Source organism: Enterobacter cloacae complex sp. IR5458 (assembly GCF_049238025.1).
Taxonomy (GTDB): Bacteria; Pseudomonadota; Gammaproteobacteria; order Enterobacterales; family Enterobacteriaceae; genus Enterobacter; species Enterobacter kobei.
The window spans coordinates 23,285-45,204 of sequence record NZ_JBMKIF010000021.1; the positions used below are offsets into that span (position 1 = coordinate 23,285).

Here is a 21,920-nt window from a genome sequence, read left to right on the forward strand (position 1 = left end):
TTTTTAGTGCTACGGTTTGTGTTTCGGGAGTATTGCGCCGGAATAATTATCTGGGAAAACAATAAATACAGATAATTCATTTCGCATATATGATGTTTCATTAAAATTGCGCTAAATCAATTTTTGCCGGGAAATATATTTTCAGCGCGAGTGTGTTTTTTTGATGGAAAGCAGGATGTTCCTTTCAACCCTTAGCCCCGGCGTGACCGGTCTAATGGCATCAGGGACTTCTTAGCTAATCTTATGGATAATTCTGCTCACCCCTCTTTTATTTGTCTGACAAATCCTGCCTTTTTTATGTCATTTTTCGCTGAATTTATGTACGCAATTACTGTAATTCTGCGGTGTGATGGGGCTCTCTTATGGATGATTAATTTCCCGCTAAAACTATCACCAGCAATAACGCTTATGACGAGGTAAGCGCTAATGCCTTGTTTTAAGTCCGATTAAATAAGAAGCACGCAAATATTCCCTACAGAAAAGAATGCTAAAGCTGGAGTTTACCATGCACAAATTTACTAAAGCGCTGGCGGCCATCGGTCTGGCTGCCGTTATGTCACAATCCGCTATCGCTGAGAATTTAAAACTCGGTTTTCTGGTAAAACAGCCCGAAGAACCCTGGTTCCAGACCGAGTGGAAATTCGCAGATAAAGCCGGGAAAGATTTAGGTTTTGAAGTGATTAAAATCGCCGTGCCCGACGGTGAGAAAACGCTGAACGCCATCGACAGCCTGGCGGCCAGCGGTGCAAAAGGTTTTGTTATCTGTACACCGGATCCGAAACTGGGGTCCGCCATTGCGGCGAAAGCCCGCGGTTATGACATGAAAGTCATTGCCGTTGACGATCAGTTCGTGAATGCCAAAGGCAAACCGATGGACAGCGTGCCCCTGGTCATGATGGCGGCGACCAAAATCGGCGAACGTCAGGGTCAGGAACTCTATAAAGAAATGCAGAAACGCGGCTGGGATGTGAAAGAGACCGCCGTCATGGCCATTACCGCTGATGAGCTGGACACAGCACGTCGTCGCACGACGGGCTCAATGGACGCGCTGAAAGCGGCCGGTTTCCCGGAGAAACAGATCTATAAAGTCCCGACCAAATCCAACGATATCCCGGGGGCATTTGACGCCGCGAACTCCATGCTGGTTCAGCACCCGGAAGTGAAGCACTGGCTGGTGGTCGGTATGAACGATAACACCGTGCTGGGTGGGGTCCGTGCGACAGAAGGCCAGGGCTTTAAAGCGCCCGATGTGATTGGAATTGGCATCAACGGCGTTGACGCCGTCAGTGAGCTTTCCAAAGCGCAGGCCACCGGCTTCTACGGTTCTCTGCTGCCAAGCCCGGATGTCCACGGCTACAAATCCAGCGAAATGCTCTACAACTGGGTAACCAAAGGCGCTGAACCGCCGAAATTTACCGAAGTGACCGACGTGGTGCTGATCACCCGCGACAACTTCAAAGAGGAACTGGCGAAAAAAGGACTGGGCGGTAAGTAATACGCTGTGATTGTGCCCCTTACTCGCCGTAAGGGGCCAGACGTACAGACTACAGGAATCACGGAGTCGTTATGCAACAGTCTCATCCCTATCTCTCTTTTCGCGGCATCGGGAAAACGTTCCCCGGTGTTAATGCGCTGACCGATATCAGCTTTGACTGCTATGCCGGACAGGTTCACGCCCTGATGGGGGAAAACGGAGCGGGGAAATCCACGCTGTTAAAAATCCTCAGCGGCAACTACGCGCCAACAACCGGCACGCTGGCTATTCGCGGCGAAGAGATGGCCTTCGCCGATACCACGGCGGCGCTTAATGCCGGGGTGGCCATTATCTATCAGGAATTGCACCTTATTCCCGAGATGACCGTGGCGGAAAATATCTATTTAGGCCAGCTTCCGCACAAAGGCGGCGTGGTGAACCGTTCGCTACTTAATTATGAAGCGGGGCTGCAGCTTAAACATCTTGGTCTGGATGTCGATCCCCAGACGCCACTGAAATATCTCTCCATCGGCCAGTGGCAGATGGTTGAAATTGCCAAGGCGCTGGCGCGCAACGCCAAAATTATTGCTTTCGATGAACCCACCAGCTCGCTCTCCAAGCGTGAAATCGAAAACCTGTTCCGCGTGATCCGCGAGTTGCGACAGGAAGGACGCACCATTTTGTATGTCTCGCACCGCATGGAAGAGATATTTGCTCTGAGCGATGCCATTACCGTCTTTAAAGATGGGCGCTATGTGCGCACCTTTAGCGATATGCAGCAGGTTAACCATGACCAGCTTGTTCAGGCGATGGTCGGGCGCGATCTGGGCGATATCTATCACTGGAAGCCGCGCGAGTATGGCCCTGAACGCCTGCGGCTGGAAAACGTGAAAGCGCCAGGCGTGAGAACACCGGTTTCATTATCCGTCCGCAGCGGCGAGATCGTCGGGCTGTTTGGCCTGGTCGGGGCGGGGCGCAGCGAATTAATGAAAGGCTTGTTCGGAGGTACCCGCATTTCCGCAGGGCGGGTCTCCATCGACGGTGAGCAGGTTGATATCCAGAAACCCGCCCACGCAATCAGGGCAGGAATGATGCTCTGTCCGGAAGACCGCAAAGCGGAAGGGATCATTCCGGTGCATTCGGTGCGTGACAACATCAATATTTCCGCCCGCCGTAAGTTTATTCGCGCGGGTTGCCTGATAAACGACAGCTGGGAGTCGAGCAATGCCGATCACCATATTCGCTCGCTGAATATTAAAACGCCCGGCCCGGAACAGTTGATTATGAATCTGTCAGGGGGGAACCAGCAGAAGGCCATTTTAGGCCGCTGGTTGTCGGAAGACATGAAGGTCATTTTGCTGGATGAGCCGACGCGCGGTATCGATGTGGGCGCAAAACACGAGATTTATAACGTGATCTATGAACTGGCAAAACGCGGCGTGGCGGTACTTTTCGCCTCCAGCGATCTGCCGGAGGTGCTTGGCGTTGCCGACCGCATTGTGGTGATGCGTGAAGGCGAAATCGCCGGTGAATTACTTCATGAACAGGCGAATGAACAACAGGCGTTGAACCTCGCCATGCCTAAAGTCAGCCAGGCAGTCGCCTGAGTAAGGAGTTAATGATGTCCTCTGTTACTACATCCGGAGCGCCGAAGTCGGCTTTTAGTTTTGGTCGTATCTGGGATCAGTACGGCATGCTGGTGGTCTTTGCCGCACTTTTCGTCGCCTGTGCGATCTTCGTCCCTAACTTTGCCACTTTCATTAATATGAAAGGATTGGGCCTGGCCATTTCCATGTCCGGCATGGTGGCCTGCGGTATGCTGTTCTGTCTGGCCTCCGGTGATTTCGACCTGTCGGTGGCCTCTGTTATCGCCTGTGCGGGCGTGACCACCGCCGTGGTGATCAACATGACAGAAAGCCTGTGGATTGGCGTGCTGGCGGGTCTGTTACTCGGCGTGCTTAGCGGCCTGGTGAACGGTTTTGTCATTGCTCGTCTGAAGATTAACGCCCTGATCACCACGCTTGCGACGATGCAAATTGTGCGAGGTCTGGCCTATATCATCTCCGACGGTAAAGCGGTCGGGATTGAAGACGAGCGCTTCTTTACGCTGGGTTACGCCAACTGGCTGGGCCTGCCTGCGCCAATCTGGCTCACCGTGGCCTGCCTGATCCTGTTCGGCTTCCTGCTCAACCGGACCACGTTTGGCCGCAATACTCTGGCGATCGGGGGCAATGAAGAAGCCGCACGTCTGGCCGGTGTGCCGGTGGTGCGCACCAAGATTATTATCTTTGTCCTCTCGGGACTGGTCTCTGCCGCCGCCGGGATTATTCTGGCCTCGCGTATGACCAGCGGCCAGCCAATGACCTCGATTGGTTATGAGCTGATCGTCATTTCTGCCTGCGTTTTAGGGGGTGTTTCCCTCAAGGGTGGCATCGGAAAAATCTCATATGTGGTGGCTGGTATCCTGATTTTAGGGACGGTAGAGAACGCCATGAACCTGCTGAATATTTCGCCGTTCTCTCAGTACGTGGTACGTGGTCTGATCCTGCTGGCGGCGGTGATATTCGACCGTTACAAGCAAAAAGCAAAGCGTACCGTGTAACCCCGACGCTGACTTTTTATTGCTCAACTTATAACCATAGTTGACCCCTGAACCGCCTCGCCAGTTTTGCTGGCGGGGCGGTTGTCAAATGGCGAGCCCCATCACACTGTCTATACTTACATGGCTATGAAAGAGGTAAAGGCGTTTACCTCTCATCAACTGTAAGGAGGAAAAGGGTGGCTGACTCGTTAACCGCACCGCCTGTACTGCCCGGAAAATATGCTTTCTTTTTTGACCTCGACGGGACGCTCGCCGGGATCCAGCCGCATCCTGACGACGTGGTCGTACCGGATACGGTGCTAGAGAATTTGCAGCAGCTCTCTCGACTGAACGAGGGCGCATTGGCATTGATTTCAGGGCGCTCAATGGCCGAGCTGGATGTGCTCGCCAGTCCTTACCACTTTCCGCTAGCCGGTGTACACGGAGCGGAGCGCCGCGATATCCATGATCAACTGCATGTTGTATCACTCCCCGATACCTTAATTCAGGCGTTACACACTGAACTCTCCTCGGCGCTGGCGTCACTCCCGGGTACGGAACTGGAAGCGAAAGGCATGGCATTCGCCTTGCACTATCGGCAGGCACCGCATCACGAAGCAGCGATATTTGCGATTGCCCGTAGCGTGGTCGATGCACACCCGCAGCTCGCGCTGCAGCCGGGGAAGTGTGTCGTTGAGATAAAACCTGAGGGGATTAATAAAGGTGCTGCTATTGCGGCGTTTATGGCGGAACCGCCATTTAAGGGACGTATACCGGTATTTTTAGGCGATGATCTGACCGACGAGGCCGGATTTCGCGTGGTGAATCAGGCCGGAGGGATCGCCGTTAAGGTGGGGCCTGGTAACACTGTCGCAGAATGGCATCTGGCAAATGTCGACGCCGTCTGGCAGTGGATATCTGATATCGCTAACCAGCAACAACAACAAATAGCGCAAAACAAAGGGGGAAACCATTATGGGTCGCTTAGTCGTCGTCTCTAACCGAATTGCACCGCCTGATGATAAAAAATCCAGTGCAGGTGGCCTGGCGGTAGGGGTGTTAGGTGCCTTGAAAGCTGCTGGTGGGCTGTGGTTTGGCTGGAGTGGTGAAATCAGTGAAGAAGAGAAACCGCTTAACAAAGTGACGCGTGGGAATATCACGTGGGCATCCTTTGCGCTGAAAGAGAAAGACTATGACGAGTATTACTCGCAATTCTCCAACGCCGTGCTGTGGCCTGCGTTTCATTATCGTCTTGACCTGGTCAAATTCCAGCGTGAATCCTTCGAAGGCTACTCGCGCGTCAACGCGCTGCTGGCGGATAAACTGCTGCCTCTTATAGAGGAAGACGATATTTTATGGATCCACGATTACCACCTGCTGCCCTTCGCCCGAGAGCTGCGTAAAAGGGGGGTAAACAACCGGATTGGCTTCTTCTTGCACATACCGTTCCCGACGCCGGAGATCTTTACCGCACTGCCGCCGCATGAAGCGCTGCTGGAGGGGCTGTGTGATTACGATTTATTGGGCTTCCAGACCGAAAATGACCGCCTCGCGTTCCTGGATTCGGTGTCAGGTAAAACGCGACTGATGACAAAAGGCGGCAAGACCCATACGGCGTGGGGGAAAACCTTCCACACCGAAGTGTATCCGATTGGGATTGAACCCGACGAGATTGCGGATCAGGCTTCCGGCCCGCTGCCGCCGAAGCTGGCGCAGCTGAAGAATGAACTCAAGCATGTGAAGAATATCTTCTCGGTAGAGCGTCTGGATTATTCCAAAGGGCTACCGGAACGCTTCCTGGCCTATGAAACGCTGCTGGATAAATACCCTCAGCACCACGGTAAAATTCGTTATACCCAGATAGCGCCAACGTCGCGCGGTGAAGTTCAGGCCTACCAGGATATTCGTCACCAGCTGGAAACGGAAGCGGGGCGCATCAATGGTCGTTATGGTCAGCTTGGCTGGACGCCGCTCTTTTACCTGAATCAGCATTTTGACCGCAAAATCCTGATGAAAGTCTTCCGCTATGCAGACGTGGGGCTGGTCACCCCGTTACGTGACGGGATGAACCTGGTGGCAAAAGAGTATGTGGCGGCTCAGGACCCGGCGGACCCGGGGGTACTGGTGCTTTCCCAGTTTGCCGGGGCGGCGAATGAGCTCACATCAGCGCTTATCGTGAACCCTTACGATCGGGATGACGTGGCTAATGCCCTCAACCGTGCGTTGACCATGCCGCTGACGGAGCGCATTTCACGCCATGCTGAGATGATGGAGACGATCCGTAAGAACGATATTAATCACTGGCAGGCGCGTTTTATTCAGGATCTCCGCGAAATAACGCCGCAAAGCCATGAAGGCGATCTGCAAAAAAAGATCGCAACATTCCCTAAACTCGCCTGATATTCCTCCGGGGGGGGTTACGACCCCCCAAGCGGCACTAACAGCACATCAACCTGGCTTGACGCGACAATCGATTTTGCCGCGCAAGCTGCGCGAGATAAAAAGCTGTGGTTATGGTTCCCGCAAATTACTAAATCAATATTCTGTTTGCGACACATGTCGAGAATATGAGCATTAAGTTCACCTGTCGCAATTACGGTTTCGTAAACAGGATATTGTGCCTTTTCTACCAACTCTCGCAGAAATTGCTGTGTTTCTTCCTGCAATACCTCACGAATATCTTCCAGCATGGGGGCTGCCAGCTGGTTGTACATTTCGGGTTCGGCGGCAAGCGTGATGAGGCTAATGCGCGCATTGCAGGGCCTGGCGATGGACACGGCCCGGGAAACAAGCAGATGGCTTTCGGGGGAAACAGCAACAGATACAAGCAGATGGGAGTAACTCATGTCGCACTCCTTAGATGTCTGAAAGACAGCGTGTGATCACCATTACCGCGAATGACCAGGATCTGCAAGAGGGGATTACGACATTAGTGTGAAGCTTATCATAATTATTCATTAATTATTCTTATAAGAAGAATAACTGAAAAACGCGTCTAAATGAAAAAAATTAACAACTTAACGTAAATCACACAATTTCCCTCTTTTGCCGTTAAATCGTTTTAACCCGTTATAAACATATTTCGAATGATCACGCTCTGAAACAATTTTTGTGGGCGGCTTGCATAACTCTATGTTTTTTCACGGTAAGAAAAATGTTTCCTTAAGATGAGCATCTTGTGAAGGTTTCCGGGGCGCGCTCACGGCAGGAAAAGCACGATACATGCCAGTTCGCTTCACCCTTCTGCATGACTATTCGTCGATTAAGAATACAAAACTGTGCCAATTGGGCAAAAAATGAACAAACTACAAGTCATACTGATGGATTTATGGAGGATATTCACTTAAATTGTGTGACGTGGATCACATTTTTTTTAAATTTGAGGGTGGCTGCATTGTATGTGGCAAATCTGACGAGTAGAGTTTGCGTCGAATTAGGAAAAATCTTAGTTATTTGTAAGAAATGATAAACCACGTAAGAGACGTTACTGCGTTTCGACTCTTGCGCGTTTCGATGAATACAAACCTAGATTCAACTATGCATTTAGCCTTTTCTTTTTATACCGGGTGATTTCCCGGCGACATCACGGGGTGCGGTCTTTCCGCATAAAAATAATAGTTGGTTATTCGGGATGGGAACAATGCATACATCCGAGTTGCTAAAACATATCTATGACATCAATTTGTCATATTTACTGCTCGCGCAGCGTTTAATTAGTCAGGACAAAGCGTCCGCGATGTTTCGTCTGGGTATTAACGAAGAAATGGCAACCATGCTGGGTGGTTTAATCCTCCCGCAGATGGTAAAACTGGCCGAAACGAATCAACTGGTTTGCCAGTTCCGTTTTGACAATCCGCAGACGATCACGCGTCTGACGCAGGAATCCCGTGTTGACGATCTGCAACAGATCCATACCGGTATTCTTCTCTCCACTCGCTTGCTTAACGAAATCAGCCAGCCTGATGACGCAGCCCGTAAGAAAAGGGCCTAGCAATGAGCGAGAAAAGCATTGTTCAGGAAGCGCGTGACATACAGCTTGCCATGGAGCTGATTACGCTGGGTGCTCGTTTACAAATGCTGGAAAGCGAGACTCAGCTGAGCCGTGGTCGCCTCATTAAACTGTATAAAGAGTTACGTGGTAGTCCCCCGCCGAAAGGCATGTTGCCGTTTTCGACAGACTGGTTTATGACGTGGGAGCAAAATATCCACGCATCGATGTTCTGTAACGCCTGGCAATACCTTCTGAAAACCGGTTTGTGTAGCGGCGTCGACGCCGTGATCAAAGCGTATAAACTTTACCTTGAACAATGCCCGCAGCAGGACGAAGGCCCCCTGCTGGCACTGACCCGAGCATGGACGCTGGTACGTTTTGTTGAGAGCGGAATGCTTGAATTGTCGCGCTGTAATTGCTGCGATGGCAATTTTATTACCCATGCTCATCAGCCTGTTGGCAGCTTCGCCTGTAGTTTATGCCAGCCTCCATCCCGCGCAGTAAAAAGACGTAAACTTTCCCGGGATGCTGCCGATATTATTCCACAACTGCTGGATGAACAGATCGAACAAGCTGTTTAACCCGAACGTGTGGGCAAGATTCCAGCAGCGGTAAGTCATTACCGCTGCTTTTTTTTACCCCTCAAACGGTAAACGCTGCGAACTGAACGTCCTTGCCATAGTCACTAGCGGAAGGATGATGTCGTGCTTATCTTATTAGGTTACCTGGTAGTTCTCGGTACAGTTTTCGGCGGTTACATGATGACCGGCGGGCACCTTGGAGCACTCTATCAACCGGCTGAACTTATTATCATCGGCGGCGCAGGGGTAGGGGCTTTTATCGTTGGTAACAACGGCAAATCCATCAAGGGCACGTTGAAAGCCATTCCATTGCTGTTCCGTCGCTCGAAATATACCAAAAGCATGTATATGGATCTGCTGGCGCTGCTCTATCGCCTGATGGCGAAGTCACGTCAGCAGGGGATGTTCTCTCTTGAGCGGGATATTGAAAACCCGAAAGAGAGCGAAATTTTTGCCAGCTATCCGCGCATTCTGGCTGATGCCATGATGCTGGATTTCATCGTCGATTATCTGCGACTCATCATTAGCGGCAATATGAATACCTTCGAAATCGAAGCGCTGATGGATGAAGAGATCGAAACCCACGAAAGCGAATCTGAAGTGCCGGCCAACAGCCTGGCGCTGGTGGGTGACTCGCTTCCGGCTTTCGGTATCGTTGCGGCGGTGATGGGGGTGGTACATGCCCTGGCGTCGGCGGATCGTCCGGCGGCCGAACTGGGCGCGCTGATTGCCCATGCGATGGTAGGGACCTTCCTCGGTATTTTGCTGGCTTATGGTTTTATCTCTCCGCTGGCCAGCGTCCTGCGCCAGAAGAGCGCGGAAACCACCAAAATGATGCAGTGCGTGAAGATCACGCTGCTCTCAAACCTCAACGGTTATGCGCCGCCGATCGCGGTTGAATTTGGCCGTAAAACGCTTTACTCCAGCGAGCGTCCGTCGTTTATCGAACTTGAAGAACACGTGCGCGCGGTGAAAAACCCAAACCAACAGACGACAACTGAGGACGCATGAAAAACCAGTCCCATCCGATCGTCATCGTAAAAAAACGCAAGCACAAGGGCGGTGGGCATGGCGCGCACGGCTCGTGGAAAATCGCGTACGCCGACTTTATGACTGCAATGATGGCGTTCTTTCTGGTGATGTGGCTGATCTCCATCTCCAGCCCGAAAGAACTGATCCAGATTGCCGAATATTTCCGTACGCCGCTGGCGACGGCAGTGACCGGTGGGCCGCGTATCTCTAACAGCGACAGCCCCATTCCTGGCGGCGGTGATGATTACACCCAGCAGAAGGGTGAGGTGAAAAAAGAGCCGAACATCGACGAGCTGAAGAGGAAGATGGAACAGGCGCGTCTGAAAAAACTGCGTGGCGATCTCGATCAGCTGATTGAGGCTGACCCCAAACTGCGTGCGCTGCGACCGCACCTGAAAATCGATCTGGTGCAGGAAGGGTTGCGTATTCAGATCATTGATAGCCAGAACCGTCCGATGTTTAAAACCGGTAGCGCCGAGGTTGAGCCGTACATGCGCGATATTCTGCGCGCTATTGCACCGGTGCTGAACGGCATTCCTAACCGAATCAGCCTGTCAGGCCACACGGATGATTTCCCGTACGCCAGTGGGGAGAAGGGATACAGCAACTGGGAGCTTTCTGCCGATCGTGCCAACGCCTCGCGTCGCGAGCTGGTGGCCGGTGGGCTTGATGATGGCAAGGTACTGCGCGTGGTCGGCATGGCAGCAACCATGCGCGTCTCCGACCGCGGGCCGGATGACGCCATCAACCGTCGTATCAGTCTTTTAGTGCTGAACCAGCAGGCGGAGCAGGCCATCCTGCATGAAAACGCCGAAAGTCAGAATGAGTCACTGGACGATTTAAAACAGCCTGGGGCCGTTCCTTCGGCTGCCGTTCCAACATCGCCACCAGCCAATCCGAGGTGATAGCGTGAGCATGGATATTAGCGATTTTTACCAGACATTCTTTGATGAAGCCGACGAATTGTTGGCCGATATGGAGCAACATTTGCTCGACCTGGTGCCCGAAGCACCGGACTCCGAGCAGCTCAATGCCATCTTCCGTGCGGCGCATTCCATTAAGGGCGGAGCCGGAACGTTTGGATTTACCATCCTGCAGGAAACAACCCATTTAATGGAAAACCTGCTGGATGAAGCACGACGCGGTGAGATGCAGCTCAATACCGACATTATCAACCTGTTTTTGGAAACCAAAGATATTATGCAGGAACAGCTCGACGCCTATAAAAGTTCGGCAGAGCCTGATGCCGCCAGCTTTGAATATATCTGCAATGCGCTTCGCCAGCTCGCTCTGGAAGCAAAAGGTGAGGTCGCAGCAGCCGTTGTCCCTGCTGCAAAACTGAGCGTTGTCGATGCGGTTGGTGCCGGTGAAACCGCGCCAGCCGCTGCGCAAGCGGGCAAATTGCGTGTTGTGCTTTCACGCCTGAAAGAGAATGAGGTTAACCTGCTGGAAGAAGAGCTGGGTAACCTGGCGACGTTAAGCAATGTCATGAAAGGCAAAGACAGCCTCGCCGCTACGCTTGATGACGGGATTGGTCAGGACGATATCGTGGCGGTGCTGTGCTTTGTGATTGAAGCCGACCAGATTGCCTTCGAAACCGAAACCGCCGAAGCGGAAGCTCCAGTAGCGCAGGAAGAGGTGGCCGTCATCGCTCAGGCTCCGACCCCGGCTGTCGCGCCTGCGGCCCCGGCGCTGAAAGCGGTGCCAAAAGACGCTGCTGCACCTGCACGTGGTGAAAAACCGGCCGCGCGCTCCAGCGAATCCACCAGTATTCGCGTTGCCGTTGAGAAGGTTGACCAGCTGATCAACCTGGTGGGCGAACTGGTGATCACCCAGTCGATGCTGGCACAACGTTCTAATGAACTGGACCCGGTTACCCATGGCGATCTGATCACCAGCATGGGTCAGTTACAACGTAACGCCCGCGATCTGCAGGAATCGGTCATGTCCATCCGTATGATGCCGATGGAATATGTCTTCAGCCGCTTCCCGCGCCTGGTACGCGATCTCGCGAGCAAACTGAATAAACAGATTGAACTGACGCTGATGGGTAGCTCCACCGAGCTGGATAAGAGCCTGATCGAGCGCATTATCGACCCGTTAACGCACCTCGTGCGTAACAGCCTCGACCACGGTATTGAACTGCCGGAAAACCGCATTGCTGCCGGAAAATCGCCGGTGGGCAATTTGATTCTCTCTGCGGAACATCAGGGCGGGAATATTTGCATCGAAGTGACCGATGACGGCGCGGGTCTTAACCGCGAGCGTATTCTGGCGAAGGCGATTTCGCAGGGCATGGCGGTCAACGAAAACATGACCGATGAAGAAGTGGGGATGCTGATCTTCGCGCCCGGCTTCTCTACCGCAGAGCAGGTGACTGACGTTTCCGGGCGCGGCGTCGGCATGGACGTGGTGAAACGTAACATCCAGGAGATGGGCGGCCACGTTGAGATCCAGTCTAAGCAGGGTTCCGGCACCACCATTCGCATCCTGCTTCCGCTGACGCTGGCGATCCTCGACGGGATGTCCGTGAAAGTGGCAGACGAAGTGTTCATTCTTCCGCTGAACGCGGTGATGGAATCCCTGCAGCCACGTGAAGAAGATCTGCATCCGCTGGCGGGCGGTGAGCGCGTGCTCGAAGTGCGCGGGGAATATCTGCCGCTGGTGGAACTGTGGAAAGTGTTCGAAGTGGACGGCGCGAAGACAGAGGCCACGCAGGGCATCGTTGTGATCCTGCAAAGTGCGGGCCGTCGCTATGCGCTGCTGGTTGATCAGCTGATTGGTCAGCATCAGGTGGTGGTGAAGAACCTCGAAAGCAACTACCGCAAAGTGCCTGGTATTTCTGCCGCGACCATTCTGGGTGATGGTAGCGTGGCGCTGATCGTCGATGTGTCGGCGCTTCAGGGATTAAATCGTGAACAACGTGTGGCGTACACAGCCGCCTGATTAAGTAGAAGGTAAAAACATGACCGGTATGAGTAATGTAACGAAACTGGCGGGCGAGCCATCAGGGCAGGAATTCCTGGTATTCACTTTAGGCGATGAGGAGTACGGCATCGATATCCTCAAAGTGCAGGAAATTCGTGGTTACGATCAGGTTACCCGCATCGCTAACACACCTGCTTTTATTAAAGGTGTCACCAACCTGCGCGGCGTCATTGTGCCCATCGTCGATCTGCGCGTGAAGTTCAGCCAGGGCGACGTTGACTACAATGACAACACCGTGGTGATCGTCCTGAACCTGGGGCAGCGCGTGGTGGGTATCGTGGTGGATGGCGTATCTGACGTGCTCTCTCTGACCTCTGACCAGATTCGCCCTGCGCCGGAGTTTGCGGTCACCCTGTCGACCGAATACCTGACCGGTCTGGGTGCGCTCGGCGAGCGTATGCTGATTCTGGTGAACATTGAGAAGCTGCTGAACAGCGAAGAGATGGCGCTGCTGGATATCGCGGCGAATCACGTAGCGTAGGTAAAAGCAAAACGGCAACCCGGTTGCCGTTTTTTATGTTTGCTCCCTCTCCCTGTGGGAGAGGGTCGGGGTGAGGGCATCAGGCCTCACCCCTTTCATATCCTTACGCTTCCTGCTTTACCAGCTCAGCTTCCGCTTCCCGCGCCCCTTCATTCTGCGACAGCATCGCGGTCGCAATCCCGTTCCCCAGCACGTTAATGGCTGAACGCCCCATATCCAGGAAGTGGTCAATCCCCATCAGCAGCAGAATGCCCGCTACCGGGATATTAAAACTTGGAATGGTCGCAGCCAGCACCACCAGGGACGAACGCGGTACGCCCGCAATCCCCTTTGACGCCAGCATCAGGGTTAACATCAGTACCGTTACCTCTGAGAAACTCAGGTGAATGTTATACGCCTGGGCGATAAACATCGACGCGAACGAGCAGTACACCATCGACCCCACCAGGTTGAAGGAGTAGCCAATTGGCAGAACAAAAGAGGCGATATTGCGTGAGCAGCCAAAACGCTCCAGTTGCTCCAGCGTTTTAGGGTAGGCGGCTTCAGAACTGCTGGTGGTGAACGCCACCAGTACCGGGTCTTTCAACATGCTGACCAGGCGAAACACCTCTTTTTTCAAAACCATATAGCCCACGGCGAGCAATACCAGGCAGGTGAGAAGGATGGCAACATAGTAACCGCCAATAAAGGAGGCATAGTTCAACAGAATGCCTAAGCCCTGAGTGGCAATGACGGAGGAGATCGCCGCAAAGATGGCCAGCGGCGCAACGTACATCACGTAACCGGTTACCTTCAGCATGATATGGGAAACCACATCCAGCGCGGCAACCAGCGGCGCGTTGAATTTCTGCCCCAGCGACGCACCGCCGATACCGAAGAACATTGAGAACACTACAATCTGCAGGATCTCATTGTTCGACATCGCGCCTGCGATACTGGTTGGAATAGTGTGAGACAGAAACGCTTTCAGCGTCATGCCTCCAACGGCCAGACCGGTATCTACCGCCTCGGTTGGGATCGTCAGGTTCAGACCACTTCCCGGATGCTCCAGCGTGACGATAAACAGTCCGACCAGAATGGAGAGCACCGATGAGCTGATAAACCACACCATCGCTTTACCGCCAACGCGGCCAATGGTGGAGGTTTCGCCCAGTTTCATAATGCCGACGGTCAGCGTACTGAAGACCAAGGGTGCAATAACCATTTTGATCAGACGAAGGAAGATGTCGGTCAGCAGGGTAATATTATCCGACCAGGCTTTAATGGCATCCGCAGATGCGTATTCATGAATTGCTGCCCCTGAAAGAATACCCGCCAGCATGAATATCACGATGAAGAGTGTGAGTTTGTTTGCACTTGCCACGAAAAAAGACCCTCTATGCGCTTTAGATGTCGCCCGCGCCGATACATATAGATTTTTTATTACTGCGCGGGAAATTATTCGGCACATAAATTGACGCAAAGCGTAGGGGGATACAACAAGTTTTTAAGTTTTATTAATTTTGTTGTTAATGTGCAGACGATATATTGTGACGCTTATCACACTTTTGCGGATATATCCTCAGGCTTCGCGCCCGAATATTCTTTTATTTCGGTTTAACTTTCTGTTTTTAAAAAATAAATGCTGTCAATAAGACATAGGTTGTGACTACCCTGCGTCGGGTGGTCGAAGCGATATCCGTAAACTAAATTCTCAATAACCCCCTCAGAGGAACGTTAAGCGGGGCTAACATCTTGAACGTTAAAAATAAAATGTTGCAAGGGAACGGAGACGTCTTCTGGAGGGTGGTAAATGAAAAGAAAACTCCTTTTGATCTGTGCAGGCACATTACTGACTACGACCGTAGTCCATCAGGCACTGGCCGTTACCAGCAGCGGCACCATCGGGGCGACGCTGACGCTGACAAACGGCTGCCTGATAAACGGATCGCCCACGCAAAGTGGTATTAACTTCGGGACGCTCGATTTTGGTACCCATCCCGCAACGTTTTCCACCCTTACGACGCAGTTGAGCGGCGCCAGCGGCGGAAACACCTTTACCGTCCAGTGTACGACCGCCAGCTATACGGTCGCGATAACCGGCAATACCCATTCCACCGCCCCTGGCTCCGTGGTGGGGTCGCCAGGGACGCCTGAGCGCTACCTGGTCAATACGGCCAACGCGGCACAGGGCGTGGCTTATAGCCTGTACAGCGACAGCGGGTTCAACTCTGTGATTGCCAATAACACCGCGTTGCCGATCGCGTCTACGGCAGGTGGGGTCGACAGTTATACCCTGTACGGCCGCATTACCGGAGGCGGGAACAGCGTAACGGTGGTACCCGGCACCTATACCGACACGATTAACGTCAGCGTGACCTATTAGATCTGCACTGCCATGAAGGCCCCTTTTACAGGTCTGCGCAAACGCGCAGAGGGAAGCGTGCAGCCTTTTTTCGCGCTGATCGTCGGGCTGTTGCTGATACCTGCTGCGGGGGCGGTGACATCGCAGTCCTTTAAGGTCAGCGCGACCATTGTACCGGGGTGCGCGGTGGCCACCGGTAGCGGGGGGCTTCTCGGTACGCTGGATTTTGGCACCCATAACGGGGTGGAAAGCGCGCCAGTCAGTACCAGCTTTGTGCCAAACGGGGCGTTGTCTATCGCCTGTACGCCGGGCGTGGCGCTGAGCATGAGCATTAATGGCGGTCAAAATTATTCATCCGTCCGTCGGATGAAGCGGTCCGGAGGAACAGAACTGGTGCCGTACCGGCTCTACAGCAGCAGCTCGCTGGCCGCCAACAGCGAAATTGGCGTTAACCAGGCAATACCGGTGACCTATACCAACAGCAATAACATCGCGCTGCCGCTGTTTGGCGTGGCGCTACTGACCGGCTTTAGCCCGGCAGGAACCTATTCCGATCAGCTCACCGTGACCTTGTCATGGTAATAAAGGGAGAGAGTCGATGAAGCCATTGTTCCGGCAGTTGTGTCTGGCGGGTGTTTTATCAGGCGTCGCGGCCACAGGCGAGGCGCAGGCGGCGGCCACCATTCTGCTCTGGCCCATCGATCCCTGGCTTGCCGCAGATGCCAACGCCACGGAGCTGTGGATCCAGAACCAGGGAAACAGCGCAACGACGATGCAGGTGCGTATTGTGCGCTGGAAGCAGGAGGGGGGATACGAACGCTACAGCGCGCAGCAGGACGTGGTCGCCAGCCCGCCCATTGTCACCATTCAGAAAGGCAATAAACAGCTGATTCGCCTTATCAAACAGAGCGCAGTCCCTGTCGGGGTCGAACAAGCTTACCGCATTATTGTTGATGAAATTCCCCAGCCCGACGCGAAAGCCGAACCCTCCATCGGCCTTAAATTACAGATGCGCTATTCCATTCCGCTGTTTGTCTACGGACAGGGTATCCCGACCCTTAAAGAGGGGGCGCATCATGCCCTGGCCGAGACCCGAAACCTGAGCTGGCGCGTGACCCACGAGGGAGGACAGCCTGCATTACAGGTACGTAATCAGGGGGATGTGCATGTCAGATTAAGCCAGGTGTCACTGGAGCAGGGCGGACAGAAACGCACCGTAGCGGAGGGATTACTGGGTTACGTCCTCCCGGGCAGCACCCGCAGCTGGCCAATACCCGCTGGCGTTCGTCAGCCGGACCGGATGAGCGCGCAGATTAATGCCAGGGATGAACAATGGCAGTCGACGCCCGTCAACTGAAGCCGGCAATGATGCTACTGCTTTGCGTCAGCACCACAACCTGGGCCGATCCCGGTGACGACAGTTTACCGCCGCCTCCTCAGGCGCAGGCGGTAAATGATGAGGCGGTTTTCCAGCTTGCCCTCGTGCTCAACCACTACGACACCGGTCTGGTGGTACCCGTGACGCAACGTAACGGCGCTTTCTTTATCTCCAGCGCCGATTTGCTGCGCGCGGGGCTCCCCCCGGAACATGTGCCCGCCGGCGAGGTGAATCTCGCCTCACTAAGTCAGGTTCGTGTGGCGTATGACAGTGCCGCACAGCGCCTGTTGCTGACCGTTCCCCGCGACTGGATCAGTGCCCGGGTGACGCCTTTCTGCGCCCAAACGGCGCAGACCAAACCGCACTATGGGCGTGGGGCGCTGCTGAATTACGATCTGTATACCAACCACACGGAACATATTGGCGGTCAGGCGTCGCTCTGGCATGAATTCCGCTACTTCAACGAGAACGGCTCGTTCTCCTCCACCGGCTACGCCCGGAAAAATTTCACCGGAAACGACGGTCAACAGGAAGGGTATGTTCGCTATGACACGACGCTGCTGATAACCCGTGAGGATGACGCGACCACCTTGAGCGCGGGGGACGTGATCAGCGATGCCCTGAGCTGGACCTCCAGCGTGCGGATGGGCGGTATTAGCTACGGACGTGATTTCTCCCTGCGCCCGGACCTGGTGACATGGCCGCTGCCGGAGTTTTCGGGTGAAGCCGCGGTGCCCACCTCGGTGGATCTGTTTATCAACGGCTATCGCTCTGGCTCAACCCAGCTTCAGCCTGGCCCCTTTACCCTGACCAATCTGCCCTATATCAACGGTGCCGGGGATGCGGTGCTGGTCACCACCGATGCGCTGGGCCGTCAGGTGAGTACCACGCTACCATTTTATGTCACCAGCGATTTGCTCAAACAAGGGCTGAGTGACGGCGCCGTGACGCTCGGCAGCCTGCGCCGTAACTATGGCATCAGGAACTTTGACTACGGTCCTGCTGCCGGTAGCGGCTCGTATCGCTACGGGGTGACCGACTGGCTGACGCTGGAGGGCCATGCGGAAGGGGCGCAGGAGCTGGCGCTGGGCGGGGCGGGGACGGTGATCAAACTCGGCCAGTTTGGCGTAGTGAACACCTCTTACTCACAAAGCCGCATGCGCGGAGACAACGGCGGGCAAATCAACTGGGGTTACCAGTACAATACCAGCGAGTTCAGCGTGGCCACCCAGCACACGCGTCGCGATCGCGGTTTTGGCAATCTTGCCCTTTATGACCAGCCGACGGTGTATGACGAAAACGACAAACCCATCGCCAGCTTTAGCCGCAATACGGACCAGTATTCCCTGACGTTTAACATGGGGCAGTACGGCAATATTGGCGCGGCCTGGATCGGCGTAGAGAGCTTTGACGGCCAAAAAACGGAGCTGCTGAATCTCTCATGGAGCCGAAATCTGTGGGGCGCAAGCAGTATTTACCTGGCCGGCAGCCGGGACCAGCAGCGGGGGGACTGGACGGTTGCGCTCTCGCTGCAGGTGCCGCTGGGCGCACGCGACAGCGCTGCCGTCACCGTTGAGAACACCCCGGATGCGGGCAGCACGCAGCGGATTAACTATAACCACTACATGCCTTCTGACGGTGGTTTTAGCTGGAACATGGCCTGGGCAAATCAGTCAAAATCCAGTGATTATCAGCAGGGTACGCTGGGCTGGCGCAATAACAACATCGAACTGCAGGGCGGTGGCTACGGCGAAAGAGACACCATGACCTGGTGGGGCGAGGCAATGGGCGCGATTGTCCTGATGGACGGAGAGCTGTTTGCGGCGAACAAAATCAACGATGCGTTTGTGGTGATCAGCACCGACGGTCATCCGGACGTGCCCGTCAGCTATGAGAACCAGCCCGTGGGTAAAACGAATAACAACGGTTACCTGCTGGTCAGCGGGGTGTCGGCGTATTACCCGGCAAGCTACCGGATTGATACGCTGAATCTGCCTGCGGATACCCGGCTGAAAGAGACAGAGCGGCGGATTGCCATCCGTCGTCACAGCGGTTATCTGGTGGATTTCCCGATGGAGCAGGAGAGAGTGGCAAGCGTCATTCTGCATGATGCGCGCGGGCAAGCGATTCCGGTTGGCAGCCAGGTGCGGCGTACCTCACGCAGTAATGCGGTGGTGGGCTATGACGGGATCGCCTGGCTGGAGAATCTCAGCGACGTCAATCCGCTTGAGGTGATCACGCCTGCGGGGAAACACTGCACGGCGACCCTGAACGTGGGGCCCAATCCGCAGCATAAGCTGCAAACCTACGGTCCGCTGGTCTGTCGGGAGGGCCCGTGAAACGCTGGCTGCTGTTGATGCTGCTGCTGTTCTCCGGCGAGGGCTGGGCGGCGTGTACCGTCAGTACGGTCAATGCCTCGTTTGGCAGCGTCACGTCGTTTGCGCTTAGCGGCACCGGGGAGGTGGAAACCACCGGCACGCTGGTGGTGGCGTGCGATGCGGTACTGAATGTTCTGACCAACGACTCGGTGACGTTGAATTACACCGCGGCGTCGGTTTCGGGCAACAGCCGCGCCACCCTGAAACGCACCGACGACACAACTATCGCGGATGTGATCCCCACCCGGCTGTGTGGATTATCGGGTTGTGCGAGCAGTAGTGAAGTGCAGATAAGTAAATCGTATACCTGGGGCAGTAGCACCCTGCTGGGGTTGCTTGGCTCAAAGCGGTACAACATACCGCTCTATTTTCGCACCGTCGCCGGACAAAACGTGACGGCGGGGCCTTACCAGGTGCTGTTGACCTTCAGCATCAATTACAACGTCTGTGCCGTCGGTCTTGGAAGCCTTTGTACGTCTCCCCAGTCGGGAACAGCAACAACCACTATTCTGCTGAACATGACCGTCACCAACGACTGCAGTGCCATGACCACGCCGGACGTAAACTTCAACAGCGCGCCGCTGGTACAAAGTTTCCCTACCGTTTCGCAGGCCATTGCCGTGACCTGTACTAAAGGCAGCACCTACACCATTGGCATTAATAATGGTGCCAACGCCCTGAACAACGTGCGGCGGATGGTGAGCGGCAGTAACTATATGAGCTACGACATCTATAAAGAAGCCACCACCAACCGCTGGGGCGGCAGCGGCGCCGAACGCTGGACCAGCGCGACCTCGTCCCAGGTCAGCACCGACGGTTTACTGCGCACCTACAACTACACCGCGAAGGTCCTGACCAGCCAGACTACGCCTCCCGCTGGCACCTACACCGATACGCTGATTGTTGACGTCGCGTTTTAGTCCACGCTTTTCCCTTTCGCAAATGTAAAGTTCCTGTGGCCTGTGCCGATAACACCGTTAATAAATCTATGAGAAGGTGTTGTATGTTGAACCGTATCCGCGTTGTCACAATGCTTATGATGGTGCTGGTCATTTTCGCACTACTTCAGCTTATCTCCGGCGGGCTTTTTTTCTCGTCATTAAAACAGAACCAGGACAGTTTCGCCGCCTCGAACGATCTTCGCCTGCAGCAGAGTGAACTCACCTCGACGTGGGATCTGATGCTGCAAACGCGTATCAACCTGAGCCGCTCGTCCGCGCGCATGATGATGGACCCTAACAATCAGCAGAGCAGCGCGAAGACCGATCTGTTGAAAAATGCCCGCGCCACCCTGGCTGACGCCGCAAAACACTACGCCGCCTTCAAACAGATCGCGCCGCAGCCTGCTATGGCGCAGGTTAGCCAGAATATTGATGAAAAATACACTGCCTACTTTGCTGGCCTGACGGAGCTGATCCAGTTCCTGGAGAGCGGCAACATGGACGCCTATTTCGCACAGCCCACGCAGGGGATGCAAAACGCACTCGGCGCCGCGCTCGGGGAATATGCGAAGGCCAGTGGCGATCTGTATCACTCGGCCTTTACGGAAAGCCAGAATGACTACCGCTTTGCGAAATGGCAGATGGCGGCGATGGCGCTGGCGCTGGTTATTGTCCTGGTCGCGGTGTGGTACGGCATTCGCCACATCCTGCTGAATCCTCTTGGTCGCGTCATTGCCCACATTCGTGAAATTGCCAGTGGCGATCTAACCAAAACGCTGGCCGTTTCCGGGCGCAATGAGATTACCGAACTGGCTAACAGCGTTGACCATATGCAGCGTTCGCTCATCGATACCGTCGCCAACGTGCGTAGCGGCACGGATGCCATCTATACCGGCACCAGCGAAATTGCGATGGGGAATAACGATCTCTCATCCCGTACCGAGCAGCAGGCGTCCGCGCTGGAAGAGACCGCTGCCAGCATGGAGCAGCTCACCGCAACCGTGAAGCAGAACGCCGATAACGCCCGTCAGGCCTCTCAGCTGGCAGAAAGCGCCTCCGAGACGGCGCAGCGCGGCGGCCGCGTGGTGGATGGCGTGGTGAAAACCATGCACGAAATTGCCGACAGCTCGAAGAAAATCGCCGACATCATCAGCGTCATCGACGGCATCGCCTTCCAGACCAATATTCTGGCGCTGAACGCCGCCGTGGAAGCGGCGAGGGCGGGTGAGCAGGGTCGTGGGTTTGCGGTGGTTGCCGGGGAAGTGCGCAACCTGGCCAGCCGCAGCGCCAACGCGGCGAAAGAGATTAAGGCCCTGATTGAAGACTCCGTCTCCCGCGTGGATACCGGCTCGGTACTGGTGGAAAGCGCCGGGGAGACCATGAATGACATCGTGAATGCTGTTACCCGCGTAACGGACATCATGGGTGAAATCGCCTCTGCATCTGATGAGCAGAGTCGTGGTATCGACCAGGTTGCCCTGGCGGTATCGGAAATGGATCGCGTGACACAACAAAACGCCGCGCTGGTGCAGGAGTCCGCGGCCGCGGCCGCTGCCCTTGAAGACCAGGCGAGCCGTCTGAAGATGGCCGTCTCGGCGTTTCGTCTCGCTTCACTCGCTGGAAATACGGTCACTGCGCAAGCCACGTATAAAGCGCCTGCCGCCGAATCGACGGCAACTCGCCTGCGTGCTGCAACGGCCGGACAAGATGAAAACTGGGAAACATTTTGACTGACAATTAAACCGCGGCTG

At 54.6% G+C, this 21,920-nt stretch carries 19 protein-coding genes; 17 read left to right on the plus strand and 2 right to left on the minus strand.

Translation table 11 applies throughout. From position 1 onward, the window contains the following. The first annotated feature begins 505 nt into the window (after positions 1–505). The 5 genes from araF to otsA all read left to right on the plus strand — a co-directional run bounded on the left by araF (position 506) and on the right by otsA (position 6,455). Complete coding sequence (gene araF, locus ACOTYN_RS16900; RefSeq protein ID WP_008500409.1) at positions 506–1,495, plus strand: arabinose ABC transporter substrate-binding protein AraF; 990 nt, start codon at positions 506–508, stop codon at positions 1,493–1,495. Between the two features lie 71 nt (positions 1,496–1,566). Next, a complete protein-coding gene (gene araG / locus ACOTYN_RS16905; protein ID WP_014884359.1) occupies positions 1,567–3,081 on the plus strand; it encodes an L-arabinose ABC transporter ATP-binding protein AraG in 1,515 nt (504 codons plus the stop codon). A 14-nt stretch (positions 3,082–3,095) separates the two neighbouring features. Then, positions 3,096–4,076, plus strand: coding sequence for an arabinose ABC transporter permease AraH (gene araH, locus ACOTYN_RS16910; protein ID WP_014884358.1), 981 nt, complete (start codon positions 3,096–3,098; stop codon positions 4,074–4,076). Between the two features lie 176 nt (positions 4,077–4,252). Beyond that, on the plus strand, positions 4,253–5,056 hold the full coding sequence (otsB, locus tag ACOTYN_RS16915) for a trehalose-phosphatase (protein ID WP_071922104.1): 804 nt from the start codon (positions 4,253–4,255) through the stop codon (positions 5,054–5,056). Next, a complete protein-coding gene (gene otsA / locus ACOTYN_RS16920) occupies positions 5,031–6,455 on the plus strand; it encodes an alpha,alpha-trehalose-phosphate synthase (protein WP_014884356.1) in 1,425 nt (474 codons plus the stop codon). Before otsB ends, otsA begins: the two co-directional genes overlap by 26 nt. 17 nt (positions 6,456–6,472) lie before the next feature. Here the strand turns inward: otsA and uspC are convergent, their stop codons facing one another. Further along, positions 6,473–6,901 carry a universal stress protein UspC gene (gene uspC, locus ACOTYN_RS16925; RefSeq protein ID WP_071922105.1) on the minus strand — a complete coding sequence of 143 codons (429 nt, stop codon included), beginning with the start codon at positions 6,899–6,901 and terminating at the stop codon, positions 6,473–6,475. A gap of 794 nt (positions 6,902–7,695) precedes the next feature. Here uspC and flhD point away from each other — a divergent pair. The 6 genes from flhD to cheW all read left to right on the plus strand — a co-directional run bounded on the left by flhD (position 7,696) and on the right by cheW (position 13,128). Next, positions 7,696–8,046, plus strand: coding sequence for a flagellar transcriptional regulator FlhD (flhD, locus tag ACOTYN_RS16930; protein ID WP_332956831.1), 351 nt, complete (start codon positions 7,696–7,698; stop codon positions 8,044–8,046). Positions 8,047–8,048: 2 nt separating this feature from the next. Further along, entirely contained in the window at positions 8,049–8,627 is a 579-nt protein-coding gene (flhC, locus tag ACOTYN_RS16935; RefSeq protein WP_014884354.1) for a flagellar transcriptional regulator FlhC, read from the plus strand. Positions 8,628–8,750: 123 nt separating this feature from the next. Then, positions 8,751–9,638: a flagellar motor stator protein MotA gene (gene motA / locus ACOTYN_RS16940; RefSeq protein WP_008500417.1), complete on the plus strand. Its 888-nt coding sequence runs from the start codon at positions 8,751–8,753 to the stop codon at positions 9,636–9,638. Next, positions 9,635–10,564, plus strand: coding sequence for a flagellar motor protein MotB (gene motB, locus ACOTYN_RS16945; protein WP_014884353.1), 930 nt, complete (start codon positions 9,635–9,637; stop codon positions 10,562–10,564). Before motA ends, motB begins: the two co-directional genes overlap by 4 nt. Before the next feature lie 4 nt (positions 10,565–10,568). After that, positions 10,569–12,605, plus strand: a complete 2,037-nt coding sequence (cheA, locus tag ACOTYN_RS16950; RefSeq protein ID WP_071922106.1) for a chemotaxis protein CheA — start codon at positions 10,569–10,571, stop codon at positions 12,603–12,605. Positions 12,606–12,624: 19 nt separating this feature from the next. Continuing rightward, positions 12,625–13,128 carry a chemotaxis protein CheW gene (gene cheW, locus ACOTYN_RS16955; protein WP_014884351.1) on the plus strand — a complete coding sequence of 168 codons (504 nt, stop codon included), beginning with the start codon at positions 12,625–12,627 and terminating at the stop codon, positions 13,126–13,128. 103 nt (positions 13,129–13,231) lie between these two features. Here the strand turns inward: cheW and ACOTYN_RS16960 are convergent, their stop codons facing one another. Then, positions 13,232–14,491, minus strand: coding sequence for a dicarboxylate/amino acid:cation symporter (locus tag ACOTYN_RS16960; RefSeq protein ID WP_014884350.1), 1,260 nt, complete (start codon positions 14,489–14,491; stop codon positions 13,232–13,234). Between the two features lie 429 nt (positions 14,492–14,920). Between ACOTYN_RS16960 and ACOTYN_RS16965 the strand changes: the two genes are divergently transcribed. The 6 genes from ACOTYN_RS16965 to tar all read left to right on the plus strand — a co-directional run bounded on the left by ACOTYN_RS16965 (position 14,921) and on the right by tar (position 21,899). After that, a complete protein-coding gene (locus ACOTYN_RS16965) occupies positions 14,921–15,493 on the plus strand; it encodes a Csu type fimbrial protein (protein ID WP_014884349.1) in 573 nt (190 codons plus the stop codon). Positions 15,494–15,505: 12 nt separating this feature from the next. Continuing rightward, a complete protein-coding gene (locus ACOTYN_RS16970) occupies positions 15,506–16,054 on the plus strand; it encodes a Csu type fimbrial protein (RefSeq protein WP_032629056.1) in 549 nt (182 codons plus the stop codon). Positions 16,055–16,070: 16 nt separating this feature from the next. Beyond that, on the plus strand, positions 16,071–16,829 hold the full coding sequence (locus ACOTYN_RS16975) for a fimbrial biogenesis chaperone (RefSeq protein WP_014884347.1): 759 nt from the start codon (positions 16,071–16,073) through the stop codon (positions 16,827–16,829). Beyond that, positions 16,805–19,189: a fimbria/pilus outer membrane usher protein gene (locus ACOTYN_RS16980; protein ID WP_332956835.1), complete on the plus strand. Its 2,385-nt coding sequence runs from the start codon at positions 16,805–16,807 to the stop codon at positions 19,187–19,189. Before ACOTYN_RS16975 ends, ACOTYN_RS16980 begins: the two co-directional genes overlap by 25 nt. After that, positions 19,186–20,148 (plus strand): Csu type fimbrial protein, encoded by a 963-nt coding sequence (locus tag ACOTYN_RS16985; protein ID WP_071922108.1) that lies wholly within the window; start codon positions 19,186–19,188, stop codon positions 20,146–20,148. The genes ACOTYN_RS16980 and ACOTYN_RS16985 overlap by 4 nt, the downstream gene beginning before the upstream one ends. A gap of 83 nt (positions 20,149–20,231) precedes the next feature. Beyond that, on the plus strand, positions 20,232–21,899 hold the full coding sequence (gene tar / locus ACOTYN_RS16990; RefSeq protein WP_063433500.1) for a methyl-accepting chemotaxis protein II: 1,668 nt from the start codon (positions 20,232–20,234) through the stop codon (positions 21,897–21,899). Positions 21,900–21,920: the final 21 nt, after the last annotated feature.